Source organism: Chroococcidiopsis sp. CCNUC1 (assembly GCF_023546805.1).
Lineage (GTDB): Bacteria > Cyanobacteriota > Cyanobacteriia > Cyanobacteriales > Chroococcidiopsidaceae > Chroococcidiopsis > Chroococcidiopsis thermalis.
The window spans coordinates 129,193-148,916 of sequence record NZ_CP097480.1 but is presented as its reverse complement, the minus strand read 5'-3'; the positions used below and the strand labels follow the sequence as shown (position 1 = coordinate 148,916).

The 19,724-nt window shown below is 44.3% G+C and carries 19 protein-coding genes; 9 read left to right on the top strand and 10 right to left on the bottom strand.

From position 1 onward, the window contains the following. Positions 1 to 280: 280 nt before the first annotated feature. On the top strand, positions 281 to 6,208 hold the full coding sequence (locus tag M5J74_RS00675; protein ID WP_250014943.1) for a response regulator: 5,928 nt from the start codon (positions 281 to 283) through the stop codon (positions 6,206 to 6,208). A gap of 157 nt (positions 6,209 to 6,365) precedes the next feature. On the opposite strand, the gene M5J74_RS00670 is transcribed toward M5J74_RS00675, so the two are convergent. The 5 genes from M5J74_RS00670 to M5J74_RS32425 all read right to left on the bottom strand — a co-directional run bounded on the left by M5J74_RS00670 (position 6,366) and on the right by M5J74_RS32425 (position 8,682). After that, positions 6,366 to 7,724, bottom strand: a complete 1,359-nt coding sequence (locus tag M5J74_RS00670) for an FAD-dependent oxidoreductase (RefSeq protein WP_250014941.1) — start codon at positions 7,722 to 7,724, stop codon at positions 6,366 to 6,368. 107 nt (positions 7,725 to 7,831) lie between these two features. Then, on the bottom strand, positions 7,832 to 8,194 hold the full coding sequence (locus M5J74_RS00665) for an FAD-dependent oxidoreductase (protein WP_051033145.1): 363 nt from the start codon (positions 8,192 to 8,194) through the stop codon (positions 7,832 to 7,834). 17 nt (positions 8,195 to 8,211) lie between these two features. Further along, complete coding sequence (locus M5J74_RS00660) at positions 8,212 to 8,382, bottom strand: hypothetical protein (RefSeq protein WP_158631761.1); 171 nt, start codon at positions 8,380 to 8,382, stop codon at positions 8,212 to 8,214. 39 nt (positions 8,383 to 8,421) lie between these two features. Further along, the gene (locus M5J74_RS32430) at positions 8,422 to 8,544 is read right to left on the bottom strand and encodes a hypothetical protein (protein WP_256498648.1); all 123 of its coding nucleotides are present in this window, start codon (positions 8,542 to 8,544) and stop codon (positions 8,422 to 8,424) included. 6 nt (positions 8,545 to 8,550) lie between these two features. Continuing rightward, positions 8,551 to 8,682: a hypothetical protein gene (locus M5J74_RS32425; protein ID WP_256498647.1), complete on the bottom strand. Its 132-nt coding sequence runs from the start codon at positions 8,680 to 8,682 to the stop codon at positions 8,551 to 8,553. A 253-nt stretch (positions 8,683 to 8,935) separates the two neighbouring features. Here M5J74_RS32425 and M5J74_RS00655 point away from each other — a divergent pair, with 253 nt between their 5' ends. The 4 genes from M5J74_RS00655 (at position 8,936) to M5J74_RS00640 (ending at position 12,914) form a co-directional block, all read left to right on the top strand. Then, a complete protein-coding gene (locus tag M5J74_RS00655; RefSeq protein WP_250014939.1) occupies positions 8,936 to 10,720 on the top strand; it encodes an ABC transporter ATP-binding protein in 1,785 nt (594 codons plus the stop codon). A gap of 69 nt (positions 10,721 to 10,789) precedes the next feature. Next, the gene (locus tag M5J74_RS00650; protein WP_250014938.1) at positions 10,790 to 11,350 is read left to right on the top strand and encodes a GNAT family N-acetyltransferase; all 561 of its coding nucleotides are present in this window, start codon (positions 10,790 to 10,792) and stop codon (positions 11,348 to 11,350) included. Positions 11,351 to 11,515: 165 nt separating this feature from the next. Then, complete coding sequence (locus M5J74_RS00645) at positions 11,516 to 12,589, top strand: fatty acid desaturase (RefSeq protein WP_015152223.1); 1,074 nt, start codon at positions 11,516 to 11,518, stop codon at positions 12,587 to 12,589. Positions 12,590 to 12,776: 187 nt separating this feature from the next. After that, positions 12,777 to 12,914: a photosystem II reaction center protein K gene (locus tag M5J74_RS00640; RefSeq protein WP_039714828.1), complete on the top strand. Its 138-nt coding sequence runs from the start codon at positions 12,777 to 12,779 to the stop codon at positions 12,912 to 12,914. A gap of 127 nt (positions 12,915 to 13,041) precedes the next feature. Here M5J74_RS00640 and M5J74_RS00635 read toward each other — a convergent pair whose 3' ends face one another. Beyond that, positions 13,042 to 13,605: a glutathione S-transferase family protein gene (locus M5J74_RS00635; RefSeq protein WP_250014936.1), complete on the bottom strand. Its 564-nt coding sequence runs from the start codon at positions 13,603 to 13,605 to the stop codon at positions 13,042 to 13,044. A 37-nt stretch (positions 13,606 to 13,642) separates the two neighbouring features. Continuing rightward, a complete protein-coding gene (locus M5J74_RS00630) occupies positions 13,643 to 14,107 on the bottom strand; it encodes a hypothetical protein (RefSeq protein WP_250014934.1) in 465 nt (154 codons plus the stop codon). Positions 14,108 to 14,145: 38 nt separating this feature from the next. Between M5J74_RS00630 and M5J74_RS00625 the strand changes: the two genes are divergently transcribed. Both M5J74_RS00625 and M5J74_RS00620 read left to right on the top strand, forming a co-directional pair. Further along, entirely contained in the window at positions 14,146 to 14,373 is a 228-nt protein-coding gene (locus M5J74_RS00625; protein ID WP_250014933.1) for a hypothetical protein, read from the top strand. Between the two features lie 239 nt (positions 14,374 to 14,612). Next, positions 14,613 to 15,341, top strand: coding sequence for a tetratricopeptide repeat protein (locus tag M5J74_RS00620; protein WP_015152219.1), 729 nt, complete (start codon positions 14,613 to 14,615; stop codon positions 15,339 to 15,341). 36 nt (positions 15,342 to 15,377) lie between these two features. Here the strand turns inward: M5J74_RS00620 and M5J74_RS00615 are convergent, their stop codons facing one another. Together M5J74_RS00615 and psaM are read right to left on the bottom strand one after the other, a co-directional pair. Beyond that, entirely contained in the window at positions 15,378 to 15,764 is a 387-nt protein-coding gene (locus tag M5J74_RS00615) for a hypothetical protein (protein WP_250014931.1), read from the bottom strand. A gap of 462 nt (positions 15,765 to 16,226) precedes the next feature. Continuing rightward, positions 16,227 to 16,322 carry a photosystem I reaction center subunit XII gene (gene psaM, locus M5J74_RS00610; RefSeq protein WP_015152217.1) on the bottom strand — a complete coding sequence of 32 codons (96 nt, stop codon included), beginning with the start codon at positions 16,320 to 16,322 and terminating at the stop codon, positions 16,227 to 16,229. 167 nt (positions 16,323 to 16,489) lie between these two features. Here psaM and M5J74_RS00605 point away from each other — a divergent pair, with 167 nt between their 5' ends. Together M5J74_RS00605 and M5J74_RS00600 are read left to right on the top strand one after the other, a co-directional pair. Beyond that, positions 16,490 to 17,830, top strand: coding sequence for an FGGY-family carbohydrate kinase (locus M5J74_RS00605; protein ID WP_250014929.1), 1,341 nt, complete (start codon positions 16,490 to 16,492; stop codon positions 17,828 to 17,830). A 69-nt stretch (positions 17,831 to 17,899) separates the two neighbouring features. Then, positions 17,900 to 18,556, top strand: coding sequence for a DUF938 domain-containing protein (locus tag M5J74_RS00600; protein ID WP_250014920.1), 657 nt, complete (start codon positions 17,900 to 17,902; stop codon positions 18,554 to 18,556). 114 nt (positions 18,557 to 18,670) lie between these two features. Here M5J74_RS00600 and M5J74_RS00595 read toward each other — a convergent pair whose 3' ends face one another. Next, positions 18,671 to 19,705 (bottom strand): glycosyltransferase family 2 protein, encoded by a 1,035-nt coding sequence (locus M5J74_RS00595; protein WP_106168672.1) that lies wholly within the window; start codon positions 19,703 to 19,705, stop codon positions 18,671 to 18,673. Positions 19,706 to 19,724 lie beyond the last annotated feature (19 nt).

The following is a 19,724-nucleotide window of genomic DNA, read 5'->3' as shown; positions in this document are numbered from 1 at the left end:
AGTAATTCCAAAATCAAAAACTTTCAGTTAAATAGTACGAATAATGTTCTTAACTGAGCGTTTATAACTCTATTTTCGCCCAATTCTACTGAGTTTTGAGTGTAACACGAGTAGGAATGAAATTGTCTATTACTATTTTTTCACTTATTGTCAAGTATTGATTTATGGCTGCAACCTCAACTCAATACTATCCTCCGATCTCAAAACTCAAAATAATTTCTTAACTCAAAACTAATTCTCTTACCTGAAAACTTAGAACTCAAAACTCAAAAGAATTATTATGCTGCCGGAACAACAACAGCGGATTTTGGGCTATTTTCTCGAAGAAGCCAGCGACCATCTAAATACGATCGAGCAAGGCTTGTTAAATTTGCAAAGTACGCTTGCAGATTCGGAAATGGTGAATGAAATCTTTCGAGCTGCTCACTCAATTAAAGGAGGAGCAGCAATGCTGGGTCTGAATAGCATCCAGCGTACAGCTCACCGCTTGGAAGACTTTTTCAAAATTTTGAAAGAGTGTCCGTCGATTCAAATCGAGCAAACTCTAGAATCATTATTTTTGCAAGTTTTCGATAATTTAAAGGCACTTTTGGAGCAACTCCAAAATGGCTCTAACTTAAGCGATGGTGAAGCCAGCCGGTTAATGGCAGAAGTCGAACCGGTGTTTGCTGCTCTGGAACATCAACTGTCTGTACTGGTGGGACAAGCTGGTGGTAGTATGCATCCAGATGAATTATCCATGCCTGCGGTTACTGCGGATGCACAAGCAGCGATCGCTGCTTGTGCATCCGCTTTTGAGTACAGCGTCCCAGAAACACTCAGAGAGTTGTTACAACTATTTAAGCAGCCGGAGACATCTCAAACGCGCCAAGAACTTCAGGCGTGCTGTACCCGACTCGCTGAGATGGGAGTGGAATATGACTTATCTGGCTGGTTGACGTTGTGCGAAACAGCAGCAGGGGCGATCGCCAATACCGACAACTCCTATCGTACTCTTGCTCCAGTCATTATTCGCGAACTCAAACAAGCACAGGAACTCATTCTCGCTCACCGTGCAGATGAAATTACCATCTGCGAACAATTGCAATCGTTGTCGATTAATACTTTCTTGCTGGATTGGGAAGAAAACAATAGCAATAGTTTTGAGTTAAACGAGAATCAGTTTACTGAAAGTTCTCTCGTTTTAGGAGCGGATATCTTCACACCTCCTGCAATTGTTGATAATGAAGTCAAAACAGCATTCTCTACAGAAGAACAACTGGACAACTTGTCAGATGATGACGCTCTTAGCAGCTTATTTACTCCCAAGTCAGACAGCAATAATCAACTTTGGCAAGAAACAACCGATTTGTTAAATGTCATCAACGATCGCTCGGATGATATCTCGCTTCAAGATATTGAATCGCAAGCTTCTATTTCTTCTGAAGAAACTTTAGCACTCAATAATTTGTTTACTGAAGCCCAAGATATTTCTCTAAATTCAATTGACGAAGAACCTGCTTTTTTGAATTTGTTTAGTGCTACGACAGTAGGTTTAGATGACCTTACATCTCTGGAAGCAACGAACCCTACAGATAATTCAGAAAACGTCAATCTAAATCAGTTGTGGACAGAGGAAACTCAGAGCTTACCGCAGCTCGAAACATCATGCTCCGAAGCTGTTGTCGATAGTTCGGTAGAAGCGATCGCCGATACAGAAATACAGCTTGAATTAGGCAATGAATTCGCTATATCAGATGACTTGATTGCTTTTGTGCCACAAGTAGAATCTGAGTTGACTGAATCAGAGTTTGATTTATCCGCGATCGCATATCCCGCAAGTGTAACACCAATATTTACAACCGATGCTGATAATGATGTTACAGAATCATTGACCGAATGGAACAGTGAGATTGAACCAGTAGAATTAAATTGCGATTTAATTCCTGAAATAGATGAGAATTTAGGCTTAGAAACTGACAACATTGCTCCAGAGATCGATGAAGGATGGGATGATAGTAATGTAGGACAGTTAGAACTTGGCTTTTCTCCTATGGAGTTGAGCGGTAATTTTAGTTTTGAGACTGAATCCAGCTTAGAACCAATAACGTCAATAACCGATGATAGCAATCCAAACTTCATGGCAGGATGGGATACTAGCAGCGAAGCCCCAGAAATAGGTTTTGACTCTACACTAATGGAATTAAGTGACGATCTTGAATTGACAACCAATTCTAGTCTGGAGCTAGGTGAGAGTTGCGGTTTAGAAGTCGATTCCAGTCTGGAACTAGGTAGTGATTTTGATTTAGCAACCAATTCCAGTCTGGAACTAGGTGAGAGTCTTGGTTTAGAAGCTGAGCCTAGTCTGGAATTAGGTGAGAGTCTTGGTTTAGAAGCTGAGCCTGTTCTGGAATTAGGTGAGAGTCTTGGTTTAGAAGCTGAGCCTAGTCTGGAATTAGGTGAGAGTCTTGGTTTAGAAGCTGAGCCTAGTCTGGAATTAGGTGAGAGTCTTGGTTTAGAAGCTGAGCCTAGTCTGGAATTAGGTGAGAGTCTTGGTTTAGAAGCTGAGCCTAGTCTGGAATTAGGTGAGAGCCTTGGTTTGGGAACGGAAGCTGATTCCCAGTGGAGTGATAGTAGCGCCACATCGATGTCGGAATGGGATACTGAGACTGAAGCATCTGAATTAGGCTTTGATAGTACTGCTGATTTGTTTACTTCTCCCACTTCAGAAGAGATAGCAGTAACAAACTTTGATTCTTCTTTCATGCTGGAAGAATCAACAGATGAGAGGCTTACAGAAGATACAGCATCGATCGCACAATGGGAAGCTAGTAGCGAAACTCTAGAACTAGGCTTCGACTCTGCCACAATAGAATTAGACAACACTCTCAACTTAGAATTAGAGTCCGATCTCGATTTACTCACCAACGAATCACTAACAACAGACGATTTCAGTGGTGCCGAGCTGATGACAGGGTGGGATACTAGCAGTGAAGCCCTAGCAATGGGAGTTGATTCCACTATTATCGAGTTGAGCGACAGTATCAGTTTTAACGCATCTAACTCAGAGTTATTTGCACAATCAGCATCAATGCCTGTTGATGACGAAAGTACCACTCCTGGTAAGACATTCGATGTCGAAGAAGATGAAGAAAATATCACTCCTAGTACAACATGGAATGTTGGGGAAAATGAACTAGGTATAGATTTTGATACCCATCAAATTGAAAGCGAAGCTCTTCCCAGCTTTGAACTCGAACCAAGTTTGGAGTTAGGCAATAACTTCAGCTTAGTAACCGAAGCTTCCACGGAAGATGGAGAATCGATCGCACAATGGGATACTGGTAGCGAAACCATAGAGATGGGCTTTGACTCTGCCACGGTAGAAGAATTAGATAATTCCTTCAATCTAGAATTAGAACCTAGCAGCGATTTACTCACCGACGCATCAGTCAATCTAGAATTAGAGCCTAGCAGTGATTTACTCACCGACGCATCACTGGCAGCGACAGACGATTTCAGCAGTGCCGAACTGATGGTAGGTTGGGATGCTGGCAGCGAAATAGAAACATCTTTCGATGATGAGGGTTCTATTACAAGCGCCGCCTGGGATGCTGGGGAAGCAGAACTTAGTTTGGATTACGATCTTACTCAAACTGAGAACGAAGATCTTCCCAGCTTTGAACTCGAACCCAGTTTGGAGTTAGGCGACAACTTCAATTTAATGGCTGAAATAGCTGAAAGTGATGCCGAGCTATTTTCTACCTCCACGGCGGCTATCATCGATGAGAATATTACAGAGTTGATGTCCGTAGTGGAATCTATCTGCCAAGATACAACTGAAAATGAGGACTTGCTAGGAGAAGCCCAAGCAGATTTTTTAGCTGACTCGCAGTTGGAAACAGATGACGATTTTCCCGAACTGAATGCATTATTGCATGAGGAAGAATCGGTCGCAAATGCGATCGCCACGGCAGAAGCTTTATTAGATTTAAGCTCATCTCCCATCGTACCTGCGATCGAGACACCTACTACAACACCAAGCAGTGAGGAGGACTTTGGCGATTTGGACTTACTCTTGCAGGAAACTCCCAAAGTCGCGGCAGCTACTATCACAACACCAAGCGGTGGTGACTTTGGCGATTTGGAACAGCTATTACAGAAGACTCCGGCGAAAACTACCAATGTAGTTGCACCTCAACCAGCCCCAGCAGCACCTCAACCAGCCGCTGCGTCCCCTAGCCCTCGCCGTCCCGCCTTCGAGCAGATGATGCGCGTGCCAGTCAAGCAACTAGATAGTATTGGTAATATGGTTGGGGAGCTAGTTGTATACCGGAATAGCTTAGAGCAAGATCAAGAAAGGCTGCGACAGTTCCTCGACAACTTGCTGCACCAAGTACAGCAGTTGGGTGATGTGGGTACGAGGATGCAGGAACTATACGAGCGATCGCTCTTAGAAGCATCCCTACTCAATAGTCGTCAGGGAGGAAAATTAATTTCAGTTCCAGATGGCAATTCTGCCTCAGTAGAGGAACGGCACGCCACTGGAGTCAACTTTGACGCACTAGAAATGGATCGCTTTACAGGCTTCCATACCTTAGCGCAGGAAATGATCGAGTTGATCGTCAGGGTACGCGAGGCTTCTTCAGATATTGAATTTGTCACGGGTGAAACCGAGCAAGTAGCGCGCAACTTCCGCCAAGTGACAACCCACTTGCAAGAAGGTATCACGCGATCGCGAATGGTTCCCTTCAGTCAAATTGCCGAACGGTTGCCTAGAGCCGTGCGTGATATTGCTCTCAAATACGGTAAGCAGGCAGAACTACAAGTAGAAGGCAACGAGACTTTGATTGACAAGGGACTCTTGGAGCAACTCTACGACCCCATGACCCACTTAGTCAACAATGCGATTACTCACGGGATTGAAACCCCAGATGAGCGAACTACTAAAGGCAAAGCTGCGGCTGGCAAAATTACAATTCGCGCTTTTCACCAAGGCAATCAGACCGTAATTACCGTCAGCGATAATGGAGCTGGGATCGATCCAGAAAAAGTGAAGGCAAAAGCGATCGCCAATGGGCTAATTACTCCAGCAGAAGCAGACAGCATGGATCGTTTGGATGTCTTTAACCTGATCTTTCAACCAGGTTTTAGCACCAAAGAGCAAGTAGACCAATTTGCCGGACGCGGTATTGGGATGGATGTAGTGTTGACTAGCCTCAAACAAATGCGAGGTACAATTCACACTGATTCCACTCTAGGCAAGGGAACAACCTTTACAATTCGTCTACCTCTAACACTGAGTATTTGTAAAGCACTTTGTTGCGTGAGCGATAAGGCTCGAATTGCATTCCCAATGGACGGTGTGGAACAGATGATAGACATTCCCGTGAATGATATCGTCGCTAACGCAGAAGGACAGACCTGCATTCCTTGGCGCGATTCCTTGTTGCCATTCCGACCCTTAAAAGAATTGCTCAGTTTCACTCGCCAATTAGGGAGAGGTAGCATTTATGGCAGCAGTCGCGACGACAATGCAGTTTCGATTGTGATTCTCCGTTCTGCCGACACATTCTTCGCGCTCCAAGTTGACCAGGTGTTAGGCGAACAAGAAATTGTAATTAAACAGTTTGAAGCACCTGCACCCAAGCCAGCAGGAATTGCTGGTGCTACAATTTTGGGGGACGGTCGGATCGTGCCGATCGCAGATGTATTGGAGTTAATCGATCTATCTGTAGGACGGATTCAGAAAGATGGTAGAGGTACTGTTTGGTCGCCCAGACATATTCCTGCACCGCCAATACCAGCAGCGCCAGTTAAAACAGAACCATTAGTACTAATTATTGATGATTCGATTACAGTCCGCGAGCTGTTGTCGATGACATTTACCAATGCTGGCTATCGTGTCGAACAAGCGCGTGACGGTCAGGAAGCTTGGGACAAGCTCCGCGATGGTTTACCTTGCGATTTAGTTTTCTGCGATATCGAGATGCCAAGGATGGATGGCTTAGAGTTGCTATCGCGGATGCAAAAAGAGGAAAGATTAAGTCAACTACCAATTGCCATGTTGACATCGCGGGGTTCCGACCGTCACCGCCAAATGGCACTCCAGTTAGGAGCTAGCGGCTACTTCACTAAACCATATTTAGAAGAAGCATTGCTTGATGGCGCTCAGAGAATGCTCAAAGGTGAGGTATTAATTGCTGTTAGTAGTGCTAGTAGTATGTAGGCAATTAAGCTAGTTTCAGTTTGCTAGAAGAGATGTGCTACGGCATATCTCTTTATTTATGTGTAGCAAAATAGAGATAACGAATTTATATTCTCTCCTTCAGCTTCCTCAGCTCCCTCAGCTCTCTTGCCTCCCTGCTTCCTGCTTTCTGGTATCCTTACTCATCTCCTAAATCTTTCCAGAATTGTTGCTTATTAAATGTGTATTGCGCTCCTAAAAAAGCGACAATCTTTTCAGTATCGTATTCGGCATTTTGCAAGCAAGTAGAAGCCCCTGGAGAGGGAGTTATATTAAATATAATATTTTCTCCGACTATTTTGGCTTCCCCCATTTCAAGATGCTTAGTTTTTGTATTAACAATTTGGGGTCTGATTCCTCCATAACCTTCAGCAAATTGTAATTCGTTCAGTTGTAAAGAAGGAACAATCTTACGTGCTTCTTTTAAAAATAATCTTTTACCGACTAACGGTATATCGTAAATTAAATTCCTCAAAATATAATTGAAAATGGTTTTATCTGACAGTATAGTTAAAAAACTTATAATAGCATTGATACTGAATCCTGCTGTTTTAAGATAGTCTAAAACAGTAGCATATTTGCGATTCTCTAATAGTAAAGTGACTTTGGCGGTGGGACCAAATCTAGTCAGGCTTTGGTCGTGAACTTCCGGATCTCCATGAATAGCAGCAAAGGGAATTTTTTTCATTTGTACGGTGTAGACTTTGCCATTTAAAACACCTGGTGAAAAATAAAAGTTTCCAGCTACGTTCAAAAGGGCATAATCTTTTCCATAACCTAGAGTTTTGGCAAATAAAAGACTATATGCTCCAGTGGCAAAAGCAACACTTTTCGCTGAAAATGTTCCTCGGTCAGTTTGTATATGGTATAAATTTTTCTCTCTTTTTAGAGACTTAACTTTTGTTGACATCATGATGTCAATTGGTTTTTGAGTTTCAATCGAGTTTTGCAAAAACGAGCGAGATAATGCCTGGAAATCTATTGTATAACCAGCTTCAGAATATAAAGCTATAATTTCTTCGTCGGGCTTTCTATCTTTAATAAGATTAGGTTCGATCGCCTCTATTTCCGGCTTTTGAATTAATTTTAATTGCGGAAATAACGATTGAAATTCTCTGTATCTATCTCGCAGTTCTTGAACTTGCTCTGCTCCAATACCTAAGACTAATTTATGGTACTTGCTATAGCTTTTTTGGCTGGTGTCGTTCCTTAAAAGATAGTTTTTGACTAAGGTTGCGGCTCGATTCACTTTTTGAGCTTTTTCTAGAGTATAGTTAGTTTCTATATCGCCAAAATGAAGCGTTTGGCTATTCATTGTTTTATGAGAATTGCATAAGCCAACTTCTGATTCTTTTTCTACTAAGAGAATCCGCTCTACATTAGTGTACTTACTTAAGCTATACAGCAAAGCAGTTCCAGAAATGCCAGCTCCAATGATAGCTACTTCATAAGGAATATTTCCAGATTGCACTGTTTGTTTGTCTCGATCTAATAACATTTCTCAGCCGTTGCGATCGCTCGTCATAATAGTTATTCTTTCATGTTAATTCATGGAGATATATTTTACACTCTACCAAAATGCTGCTATTTGTCATTGGTCATTAGTCATTTGTTAAATAGCTTAATTAAAGGATTAACAGCAGTTCCTGTCGTCCAGATAATCGTAGCTACTGGTAATTCTAGGGTGCGATCGCCGTGTTTGTATTCTACCCGTTGCGGATGCACGGCACTAATTTCAGCTTCTAACAACAATTCCACGGGTACGACATGCTGTTGTAAGGCTCGATTGGCAGAGGAGCGCAACTTATCCCGATCGCCTTTTAAAATCTCTTTACCGCGTTGAAGAATGACTACCCGGATTTCTTGTTTGTTACCACTAATTTGAGCATACCAATCGGGTAATAAGTCTGCTAAGGTAGCAGCTAGCTCTACTCCAGAACGACCATCACCCAAAACAGCAAACGTCAATAGAGTGCGGCGTTGTTCTATATCTTCTGTTTGAGTTGCTCTTTAGAGCAATCGCGTAGATGTCTCCCTAACGCGATCGCATCTTCTCCAGTGCGGAACGAAAAAGAATGCTCGCTTGCTCCTTCTACGCCAAAAGAACCCGTAGTGCTACCTAAACCTAAAACTAGATAATTGTATGTATAACCCAATTTAGACTCTAGATGGACTTGGCGATTTGGTAGATCGATCTATGCGATCGTGTCGCGAATAAAAGCAACTCCACTGTTATGCAACAGCTCGTCATATCTAGCCCACACCGAATCCGATTTTATTTCCCCACTCAAAAACTCATAGAGTAAGGGTTTAAACATGAAACTTCACTCGCGATCGATCGTCACGATGGGTAGAGAGCAATGCTGATGGCTTAAATGTAGAGCAGTAAATAAACCAGTAAATAAACCAGTAAAACCACCACCGAGGATGAGAATAGAACTTTTGGTTTCAAGCATCAGTAGGAATCTTACATGAGTGCAAAATAGATTTAAAAACTAAGCATTAACTCGACTACGACTAACTTTTTGTTAAAAAAATAACTTTTTTTATAGCTAACTGTAGTTCAAATAGTTACAAACCAGATATTATCGGTGACCAGTGACCAGTGATTAGTTAATTCTCACTTACAACTTACCATTACCCATGACCAATTCAAAATCCACAATCTAAAATTAATTCACCAATAACTGATAACTGATAACTGATAATATGAGCCAAGCTCTACTTGATATCGAGAATCTCAAAGTTGCCTATCCACATCAACAAGATAGGGAGTCCCTGCAATGGGCTGTTAACGGCGTATCTTTGACGCTGCAACGGGGCGATCGCCTGGGTCTGGTGGGAGAATCGGGTTGCGGTAAATCGACTCTAGGACGGGCTGTAATGCGCCTGTTACCACCAGCCAGCCGCGTAAATGGCAAGGTGATGTTTGAGGAGCGATCGGTGCTAGATCTCACACCTACCCAGATGCGGCAATTTCGCGGAGAAGCAGTAGCATTGGTATTTCAAGATCCGATGACACGGCTCGATCCACTGATGACGATTGGCAAGCACTGCATGGAAACTTTGAAGGCGCATCAACCCCACCTGTCAGAACGAGAATTACGGGATAAAGCGATCGCCACTCTCGCCGCCGTGAAAATTCCCGAAAATCGCGCTCATCAATATCCACATGAATTTAGCGGAGGAATGCGGCAACGGGTAGCGATCGCCCTAGCTTTAATGCTCGATCCCAAACTAATTATTGCCGACGAACCAACAACGAGTTTAGATGTAACCGTAGCGGCGCAAATCTTAAAAGAACTGATGCGTCTATGTCGCGAGCGGGACATGGCTTTGTTATTGATTTCTCACGATCTGGCGCTGGTGGGAGAATACTGCGATCGCATTGGCGTAATGCACGATGGAGAATTAGTCGAAACTGGTTCTTCCCAAACAGTATTTCAGCAACCGCAACACGAATACACGCGATCGCTCTTGCAGGCGGCTTTGCATATTCATGGGGAGCAGGGAGTAGGGAGCAGGGAGCAGGGAGCAGGGGGACTAGGGGGACAAGGAGGACAAGGGGGACAAGGGGGACAAGGAAGCAATTCCAGCCACTCAGCAACTACCAACTACCAACTACCAACTACCAACTACCAACTACCAACTACCAACTACCAACTACCAACTACCAATCACCAATTACCAATTCTCAAAATCACGGATTTAAAACAGCATTACAGCTTAGAACGCAATTTTATCGAGCGGTTGTTTAAAGCTGAAGACCAGACAATTAAGGCTGTAGATGGAATAAATTTGGAACTTTTCCCTGGGGAAATTTTGGGATTAGTTGGGGAATCGGGCTGTGGTAAGAGTACTTTATCTAGGACAATATTACAGCTAGTTCGCCCTACATCGGGAAAAGTAGAGTGGCAAGGCACGGATTTAACTACTTTGTCGCGACAAGATCTGCGTCTTTCTCGACGACAAATGCAAATGATCTTTCAAGATCCCCATGCTTGTCTTAATCCAACAATGACCGTGGGGCAGAATATTGCCGAGCCTTTGTTCATTCATCAAATAGCTAATCCTGCAAAAGCAAAAGAGCAGGTCATGGCAATGCTGAAGCGCGTCGGACTAACTCCATTAGAGAATTACTACAGCCGCTATCCTAGCGAACTATCTGGCGGACAACAGCAGCGAGTCGCGATCGCCCGTGCGTTGATTACTCGTCCGCGACTGATAATTTGTGACGAACCTGTCAGTATGCTTGATGCTAGCATCCAAGCTCAGGTACTCGATTTAATGCTGGAATTAAAGCGAGAGTTCGATTTAACTTATTTGTTTATTACCCATGACTTGTGGGTAGCTCGATTTTTATGCGATCGCATTGCTGTGATGAATAGCGGTCAGATTGTCGAAATCGATACGACTCAAGCTATCTTTAACAATCCTCAGCATCCTTATACCCAAACGCTGTTGGCAGCTGCACCGTTATTAGGGAGTCAGTAGGGGCGGGTTTGGAAACCCGTCCGTACGGGAGTAGGGAGTGGGGAATGTAAGAGCTGTGCGATCGAGTGGATGAGGGGTGAAGAGGTGATGAGAACGATTCGCGATGCAGTGGTTGCCGATTTGTCAGAAATTGTCGCAATTTATAATGCTGCAATTCCCGACCGATTAGCAACAGCCGATCTAGAACCCGTATCTGTAGAAAGCCGCACGGATTGGTTTTTCGCCCATTCTCCAGCAGAGCGTCCGATTTGGGTATTAGAAATAGATGCAGCTATAGCTGGCTGGCTGAGTTTTCAATCTTTTTATGGACGACCAGCTTATAAAGCAACTGCGGAGGTGAGTATATATGTTGCTCCTAGCTATCGTCGCTGTGGCGTGGGACGACAATTGTTATCTTATGCGATCGAGCAAAGCCCCAGCTTGGAGTTAAAAACTCTATTAGGCTTCATTTTTGCCCATAACCATCCCAGCATAGAACTATTTGATGCGTTTGGCTTTCAGCGTTGGGGTTATTTACCCCAGGTCGCCAATCTTGACGGTGTAGAGCGCGATTTGGTCATAATGGGAAAGCAAATTCAGTTATCAGTGAAGCAAGAGAGCAGGGAGCAGGGACGAGCTGGGAGCAGTTAATTTCGACTGTCTGACTTGCGAATGCGCGATTTCATCTATATAAATGCCCCTTTTTCTAGGATACTTAAGGTTGATATAATTCCGAAGCAGTTCGATCGCAAAACTATCAGCACGCTATCAACTTAGTGGTGTGTTAGCAATTGGTATCGTTTATTACAGGTGTTCATGACTACACTGATTCCACAGCCTCAACAACCAACATATGGTTCCTTCAATCCTGAAACACGTCTCAAAGATATCCTCAAAACCATACCTAAAGAGTGCTTTCAACGAGATCGCCTGCAAGCATGGTCGCAGGTATTCATTAATATTTTTATGGTTGTGGTGGGTTATGTAGGTTTAGCGATCGCGCCTTGGTATTTGTTACCCTTTGTTTGGATTTTTACCGGTACAGCGTTGACCGGTTTTTTTGTGATTGCCCACGATTGCGGACATCGTTCGTTTGCTAAACGTCGTTGGGTTAATGATTTAGTAGGGCATACGCTACTATTACCGTTAATTTACCCTTTCCATAGCTGGCGCATCTTACACAATCACCACCACTTACACACTAATAAAATCGGTGAAGACAACGCATGGCAACCCTTTCAACCAGAATTTTATGCTAGTTTAGGGTCCCTTGGACAATGGGGCTATCGACTGATGCGGGGTGAATTCTGGTGGATGGCTTCTACCTTACACTGGGGAGCATTACACTTTAACTGGACTCGATTTGAAGGGAAACAGCGCGAACAGGTCAGGTTTTCGGCAATGTTAGTCATTGTTTTTGCCGCGATCGCATTTCCGCTACTTTTTGCTACTACTGGTTTCTGGGGAGTTATCAAATTTTGGTTTATCCCTTGGTTGGTTTATCATTTTTGGATGAGTACTTTTACTCTGGTACACCATACAGCTGTAGATATTCCTTTCTATCATCCTCATGAATGGAACGCGGCGCGATCGCAGTTGTCAGGAACTATTCATTGTAATTATCCCCAATGGGTAGAATTTCTCTGCCACGATATCAGCGTCCATATTCCCCACCACATTTCGACTGCAATTCCTTCCTACAAACTGTGGCAAGCTTATCGCAGCTTACAACAAAACTGGGGTGATTATTTACACCCAGAATCCAACTTTTCTTGGTCTCTAATGCAGGAAATTACGTCTCAATGTCATATTTACGACCCTGACAATTGCTACCAGTCTTGTCAGGAATTTCGTTTAGGGAACAGGAAATCAGGACAAGTCAAAAGCTAGAAGTCAGAAGTCAGAAGCTAGGAATGAGCGATCGTTGGTGAGTGGCTAGTGGCTAGTGATTAGTGGTTAGACTCAACTCTTGTCACCAGCCACCAGTCACTAGTCACCGATAACTGACAACTGATAACTGATTCATGTTAAGATGCATGTCAATTCTGAAAGCTGTGTTGAGAAGGAAAATTTAAGTATGGAAGCCGCATTATTGTTAGCAAAACTACCGGAAGCATATTCCATCCTAGATCCTCTAGTTGACGTTCTGCCCTTGATTCCTCTATTTTTCTTGCTGCTAGCTTTTGTTTGGCAAGCGGCTGTTGGCTTTAGATAAGCTAGGGCTAAACGCAGAGCTAACTCTTAATACGTGGAAGCAGGATAGGCATCGTCTACCCTGCTATTTTTTTCAGATGAATTGTTCAACAAATTTTAATGAGACAGACTTTGAAGGCTACTTTTCTTCACCCACCACGGCGAGAGCCAATTGACTTTTGAAATGCCGGACGTTCGGCGAGTCTTTTGACATAGCCAACAACTGCTGGGTATCCGCTCAGATCTAGCTTTAACATGATTGGAATGTAACTTAAGAGAGAGCCGACCGCGACATCAGCTGCACTAAACTGTTGACCGAGCAAATAAGATTGCTGCTCTAGAATTTGATTAAGAGTAGTCATCAGACGCGGCATTTCGCGATCGCGGTTTGCTTCCACAAAAATTCCTGGTCCCAGTGTGGCATTAGCAAATAAAATCCATTGGCTCAGCTGAGCGCGTTCTTCTAAGGATAGCTCGGCTTTTTCGTATTTGTCGGCAAGATAGGCGAGAATTGCTCCAGATTCCCACAGTTGGACATCTCCGTCTACAATTGCTGGAACTTTACCAAAAGGATTGATGGCAAGATATTCTGGTTGGAGATGCTCTCCTGCTTTCATATCCAGCATGACAAATTCGTAGGGAACTTCTAGTTCTTCCAGATACCATTGAACGATCGCGGCACGGCTAAAAGCACCACCATAAAGCTTGAGCATATTTTAAAGATTCAAATGCTGTTACAAAACTCGACAATCACAGAACTTGATGGGTGTAGGCGTGCTGCTTTACATTGTCGTCTTTACTAACAACTCGTTTCGTATTTAGTACGCGCTTGCGTTCTGTGGAATAATTAAAATCTTCGCGAGTTGTGCCGAGAGGAATGAGAGCCTTAGCAACAGTTCGGCTCTTGTAAGTACGAGCAGCAGCGATCGCCCGTTGTCCGAAGTCGTCGCTAAATTGGGCTGAGGTGGGAAAACCAGCAGGGATCTGTAATTTGTCCCCAGCTAAAATCGTTCCCAGGGTTGTAGCGCTAACCAGTTTGTAAGATGTGGGAATACCTTTAGCGATCGCTTCTAAAGCAGCAGAGGGTATCGGCTCGATAATTTCTAGTTCGCGCACTTCTCCCTCTTCCTTCACAAAGCATGTCGCTAATCCGATCGCAACGTAGTCTTCCGAGGATAGCTCGGGCGCGTTGGCATACACAGTAGCAGTAGTCATAACAAAATTCTCTCACAAATCCAAATACAGCAGTCACCGTGCTTGCATTTTATCAACTTGTCGAACGTATTGAAGAAAAGGGAGCAGGGAAAAGAGAGCTGAGGGAGCTGAGGGAGCTGAGGAAGCTGAGGGAGCTGAGGAGCAGGAGGACAAGGGGGACAAGGGGGACAAGGGGGACAAGGGGGACAAGGGGGACAAGGAAGCAGGGGAGCAACTACCAACTATCAACTACCCATTACCCATTACCCATTACCACTCTCTACTGATAACTAATAACTGATGCCTAATTCCTAAATCTTCTGGAATTTATCTGCGGAAAGATGAATGATCCAGTATGAAGTGAGAATCATAGAATGTGAGCATCGACTTGGGCGCTACTAATGCTTGACATAAAAAAGTCTAGGCGAAGACACCTAAGTAAGTGCCACAAAGATACAGCAGATAGAGTCTAGATAATTATAAGTTTATTTTATAGAGCTTGTGGCTCAACAGCCCAGCAACCATCATGAGAAGCCAATCGTTAGAAGCAGAAAAAAAGAATCGAAAATGCCGTCATCAACGTAATAGTAGCGGCAAAATGGCTAACCAGTCGCCAATAGCCTCTCAAAACGGTAAACGGCAACCAGAACTAGCCTTATCCGATACCTACTTACGTGCATGTGCTGCGGAGAAATCGCAGCAGGGAAACTATGCCGACGCGATCGCGTTGTTGAGCCAACTGCTTTATCGCTGCCCTGGAAATGCGATTGACTACAACAATCGGGGATTAGTATACTTTCAAGCTGGTCAACTTCAACAGGCGATCGCTGACTACGATCGCGCACTAGAACTGAATCCCAATTTAGCAAAAGCTTATAACAATCGGGCTAATTATCACGCCGCCTGTGGAAACTTTCTCGCTGCATTGGCTGACTACGATCGCGCTCTAGATCTCAATCCTAGCTACGTGCGGGCGTTATTCAACCGAGGCATTACTCTGCGTGATTTGGAACGCTATGAAGAGGCAATTGAAAGTTTCGATCTGGCACTGTTACTAGGACAGCTAGAAGGACATATTTATGCCGAACGCGGTCGGACTTATCATTTGTGGGGTGATTGGAACTGCTGCATATCTGATTATCGCCGTGCTTTAGAGCTTCTACCACAGCACAACAGCTCCAATGCCGATCCTGCTATGCGTTTACGCACTCAGGTGGAAACTTGGTTAAACCAATTATTAACGATTGACAATTAGTGGTAATGCTAGCTGCTAATTGCCGGTCGCTAATTGCTATCTAGATTTGTCGAGGAAGTAGACTTGGCGCTGTCCTGGTTCGATTAAATTATTTTGCTCTTTCATCAAAGAATGGCTTTGACGGGGATCGAAGTAGCGGTTGAGGTCTTGACGCAAATGACCGACGCGCTGTTCTATCTGCTTGACTTCGGTATTAATTGCATTTGATTTTTGCTGCTGCGACCATAGATAGGGTGCTAACTGTACCAAACCGTACAGCGTTATAGCAGAAATGGCACAGTTGGCAAATAATTTTGCCGTATTTTCTAAGACTAACGTGCGATTAGGATGGCGTTGCTGGCGCTGTACGGTCTTTCTACGGCGCTCCTGGCGATGAGTCTTTTGTGGCTGTAGAGGTGGTCTAGACGGTTGAATGGCGTTCATAATTGCTCAAAAGGGGCGATGAAACAACTAGTCTTATACAGTCTGTAGATTGTGCTGTTTGTTTATTTTGATACAAAGAATCCCCAAAACCTTACTCTCACTCTGCTCTGGCTCCCAACCGTAGTTTTACGCAAACGTAGCTATACTTTCGGTCGTCGCACAATTAAAACTCGTGAATATACGGTAAATCAGTAGAGAGGACGCTTGGATGTCAACAGTCGATCTTTGTAGAGTAACTGACTGGCGATCGCGAAACGGGGTTTTGCTAGTTGGTAGATGTTATGCAATCGAAGCTCGATTCAAACTGATTTAAATAATTTGAGATGGGGTTTTGAGTCGAGGAGCGATCCCCTGACTCAAAACTCAACTTGGAAGCAGTTGAACTATGAGTGTTTGTCAGGTGACAAACTAACCAGTAGTCTCTACTTCAAAATGAGATGGTTAACAAGTGTAGCTAAATTTCTACTTATACAGTTCGGTAGCTAACCGAAAAGCTAGTAGACCAGGTAGTAACGCTACTACGAGGGCAACGAAAACTTGAGTATCTGATATATTCATTAAAAAGCCTCCTAGTCACAAAGTATTCTTACCAGATAGTTTCATAATTTCAAATGAATTTCCTCATCAGGGGAATAGCTTGTTACAACTCTACACAAAATTCTGTTGAATGTTGAAAAGTTGGTAGTCATGATAACTATTCCCTGCTCCCTCCTCCCTAACAACTGATGATTTCCCTGGGAATAGATTTTGGCACTTCTGGCGCTAGAGCCGTGGCGATTGATGCCGCAGGTAAGACTCTGGCAGAAGCCAAGCATGTTTTTACAGGGTCAAAATTAGCAACTGCACCCGCTCAATGGGAGACGGGATTGTTTTGCTTACTAGAGCAACTGCCCTTAGAACTACGGCAGAAAATAGAAGCGATCGCGATTGACGGGACTTCTTCCACCGTCCTACTGTGTGATGCGACGGGCAATCCAATTGTTACGCCACTACTCTATAACGACGATCGCGGCATTGCCGTCATGGACGAGTTACGCGCGATCGCTCCTCCCCATCACGTTGCGATCGGCGCTACGTCCAGTTTGGCAAAGTTGTTGTGGTGGCAAAAAGCAAGGGAGAATTCGGAATTCGGAATTCGGAATTCGGAATTAATTAACCACGCACCACCCACCACGCACTACGGATTACTCAATGACCAATTCCTATCTCCCTCACAAGAGGCAATATATTTCTTACACCAAGCTGACTGGCTGAGTTTTCTATTGCACGGACAGCTAGGAGTGAGTGACTATCATAACGCTCTGAAGTTGGGATATGACGTGGAACGGTTATGTTATCCTGATTGGTTATTGAAATTGCCTGCACTGCCAAATTTGCCCCAGATACTCGCTCCTGGCACGCCTGTAGGAGAGGTGACGGCAGAGGTGCGATCGCGGTTGGGTTTGCCTCAAGGCTGCGTGGTACGTGCTGGGACGACAGATAGTATTGCTGCGTTTCTGGCTAGCGGGGCGAACTCCCCTGGAGAAGCAGTGACATCATTGGGTTCGACCTTGGTACTCAAATTACTCAGTCGGACGCGGGTGGAAGATGCTCGCTCTGGAGTTTACAGCCATCGACTAGGCGATTTGTGGTTGGCTGGTGGGGCTTCTAATACTGGTGGAGCTGTGTTGCGGCACTTTTTTACAGATGCAGAGTTAGAAACACTGAGCGGTGAGATCGATCCTAATTACGAAAGTCCCCTAGATTACTATCCTTTGCTCAAAGCAGGCGATCGCTTCCCAATTAACGATCCTCATTTGCCACCGCGACTAGAACCTCGTCCAGAAAATCCGGTTGAGTTTCTGCACGGATTATTGGAGAGTATGGCACGGATCGAAGCACGGGGATATCAATTATTGCAGCAGCTCGGCGCAACCTCCTTGAGATGCGTCTACACGGCTGGAGGTGGGGCGAAAAATGCGATTTGGAGTCAAATTCGCGCTAGACATTTAGGCGTGCCTGTGGCGCAGTCAGCGCAAGCAGAGGCGGCTTATGGTACGGCACTGTTGGCACAAATGTCATGCTGAAAGTCATGCTGAAAGTCATGCTGAAATAATTAATGTTAGCGATCGCCCCATAACCTGCACGAACAATTTATGAACGATTCAAGTAGCCGACGACAGTACGCTCCTGCTACCCAACGCAACCGCAAGCCGATTCTGGAAGTGCTGCTGCAAGTTTTGCCTTCTACAGGTACGGTGTTAGAGGTTTCCAGCGGTACGGGAGAACATGCAGTTTATTTTGCCCCTCACCTTCACCCGCGTAATTGGATTCCGTCCGATCCAAATCCCTTAGCACGAGAGAGCATTGCAGCATGGCGAGAATCTTGTCCGACAGATAATTTATATCCGCCGCTGGCGTTAGATGCTAGCGATCCGGTTTGGGTGGTAGAAAGGGACGAACTGCCAGAATCTTTACATGATATAGATTTTCAACGCGATCCGATTGTGGCGATCGCCAACATTAACATGATTCACATTGCCCCTTGGTCGGCTTGTCTGGGATTAATGGCAGGAGCAAGGCGAATTTTGCCACCAGGGGGTATTTTGTATTTGTATGGACCCTTCAAGCAGGGGGGTCGGCATACTGCGCCCAGCAATGCTAATTTTGATGAAAGTTTACAGGCGCAAAATCCAGAATGGGGCGTGCGCGATTTGGATGATGTTGTCGCAGTCGCACGCAGCGAAAATCTTTCCCTACTTAGAACCTATACCATGCCAGCTAATAATCTTTCAGTAATTTTTCAGGCGTGAGTTAGTGTTAGGGAGCAGGGAGCAATTTCAAGTCGCAAATCGCAAGTCGCAAGTCGCAATTAAGCCACGCAACTACCAACTACCAATTAGCAATTACCAATTACCCAATTTTATTCACGCTTTAGCCAACTCTGGCGTTGTTACTTTCTGAATTGGTGGTAGCTCCAGTTTGCGTTGTGGCAACATTTTGGCATAGCGATCGCTCAGATAACGGTTGAATTTCCGGTCGAGTTTTTTCATGGTTCGCTTCAACGGCTTATTCTCAAATCCAAAACTTACCTGACGCACGAAGGGTTTAATAATTGTGGCAATGCGTCTGACTCCCAATTTTTTATACTTGGTTTGGAAATAACCGTCTTCTGATAAATTCCACTTTTCGCGTAGGCGTTGTAAGCTGCCTAGAGTCCAAGCGTCACTCCAACGCAGCATATAAAAATGCAAATCCGTCCATTCTAGAGGTGGACCCGGTACGTATGTGACTAAGCTATCTGGTTCAAAATAAACTGTACCTCCCGCTTGCGCCACAGTCATACAAAAGTCGAGGTGTTCTTTGGTGTTGAGCATAGCTTCGTCAAGATAGCCAATGCGATCGAATATTTCTCTGCGGACTAAGGTGCAATGAAATTCTGCTAATTCAGTTTGAGTTCGTTTCAATTGAGGACGCAATTCTACCGCGTTATGTCCTTGTTTGTACATTTTTTCGCGTAGATGTCGTCTACCTTTCACGTCAGTAACAACACGACTTTCTCCACCCGCAAAGTGAACCCTTTGGTGGATAGGTTGTTTTTCGCACATTAAAGGACCAACTACAGTTGCTTCTGTTTCCTCAGCGCAATTAACTAAAGCTGTTAACCAGCCTGGAGAAACTATGACATCGTTATCAACAAAAACCAAATACTTAGTATCGACACGACTCAAACCAATATTACGTGCGTGATTGGGAGAAAGATAGTAATTCGTGCGAATAATGTCAAAACGTTTTTCTTGAGCTTGAGCTTCTAGATATCGTCGTACTTTGACTGGAGAATTTCCATCAACATAAATTAACTTGAAAGGAAAATCTGTGTGTGCGTAAATGCTTTCTAAAGATGCTTGAGTGCAGCTAAAGCGCTCGCGAGGTACGACAACGATTGTCACTATAGGTTTCATTACGATCGATTCCTCCGTA

What these genes read in the sequence shown, in the direction of transcription:
- M5J74_RS00675 (WP_250014943.1), top strand. Translation starts at nt 281, where the DNA reads ATGCTGCCGGAACAACAACAGCGGATTTTGGGCTATTTTCTCGAAGAA.
- M5J74_RS00670 (WP_250014941.1), bottom strand. Translation starts at nt 7,724, where the DNA reads ATGTTATTAGATCGAGACAAACAAACAGTGCAATCTGGAAATATTCCT.
- M5J74_RS32430 (WP_256498648.1), bottom strand. Translation starts at nt 8,544, where the DNA reads ATGTTTAAACCCTTACTCTATGAGTTTTTGAGTGGGGAAATAAAATCG.
- M5J74_RS32425 (WP_256498647.1), bottom strand. Translation starts at nt 8,682, where the DNA reads ATGCTTGAAACCAAAAGTTCTATTCTCATCCTCGGTGGTGGTTTTACT.
- M5J74_RS00655 (WP_250014939.1), top strand. Translation starts at nt 8,936, where the DNA reads ATGAGCCAAGCTCTACTTGATATCGAGAATCTCAAAGTTGCCTATCCA.
- M5J74_RS00650 (WP_250014938.1), top strand. Translation starts at nt 10,790, where the DNA reads ATGAGGGGTGAAGAGGTGATGAGAACGATTCGCGATGCAGTGGTTGCC.
- M5J74_RS00645 (WP_015152223.1), top strand. Translation starts at nt 11,516, where the DNA reads ATGACTACACTGATTCCACAGCCTCAACAACCAACATATGGTTCCTTC.
- M5J74_RS00640 (WP_039714828.1), top strand. Translation starts at nt 12,777, where the DNA reads ATGGAAGCCGCATTATTGTTAGCAAAACTACCGGAAGCATATTCCATC.
- M5J74_RS00635 (WP_250014936.1), bottom strand. Translation starts at nt 13,605, where the DNA reads ATGCTCAAGCTTTATGGTGGTGCTTTTAGCCGTGCCGCGATCGTTCAA.
- M5J74_RS00630 (WP_250014934.1), bottom strand. Translation starts at nt 14,107, where the DNA reads ATGACTACTGCTACTGTGTATGCCAACGCGCCCGAGCTATCCTCGGAA.
- M5J74_RS00620 (WP_015152219.1), top strand. Translation starts at nt 14,613, where the DNA reads ATGAGAAGCCAATCGTTAGAAGCAGAAAAAAAGAATCGAAAATGCCGT.
- M5J74_RS00615 (WP_250014931.1), bottom strand. Translation starts at nt 15,764, where the DNA reads ATGAACGCCATTCAACCGTCTAGACCACCTCTACAGCCACAAAAGACT.
- psaM (WP_015152217.1), bottom strand. Translation starts at nt 16,322, where the DNA reads ATGAATATATCAGATACTCAAGTTTTCGTTGCCCTCGTAGTAGCGTTA.
- M5J74_RS00605 (WP_250014929.1), top strand. Translation starts at nt 16,490, where the DNA reads ATGATTTCCCTGGGAATAGATTTTGGCACTTCTGGCGCTAGAGCCGTG.
- M5J74_RS00600 (WP_250014920.1), top strand. Translation starts at nt 17,900, where the DNA reads ATGAACGATTCAAGTAGCCGACGACAGTACGCTCCTGCTACCCAACGC.
- M5J74_RS00595 (WP_106168672.1), bottom strand. Translation starts at nt 19,705, where the DNA reads ATGAAACCTATAGTGACAATCGTTGTCGTACCTCGCGAGCGCTTTAGC.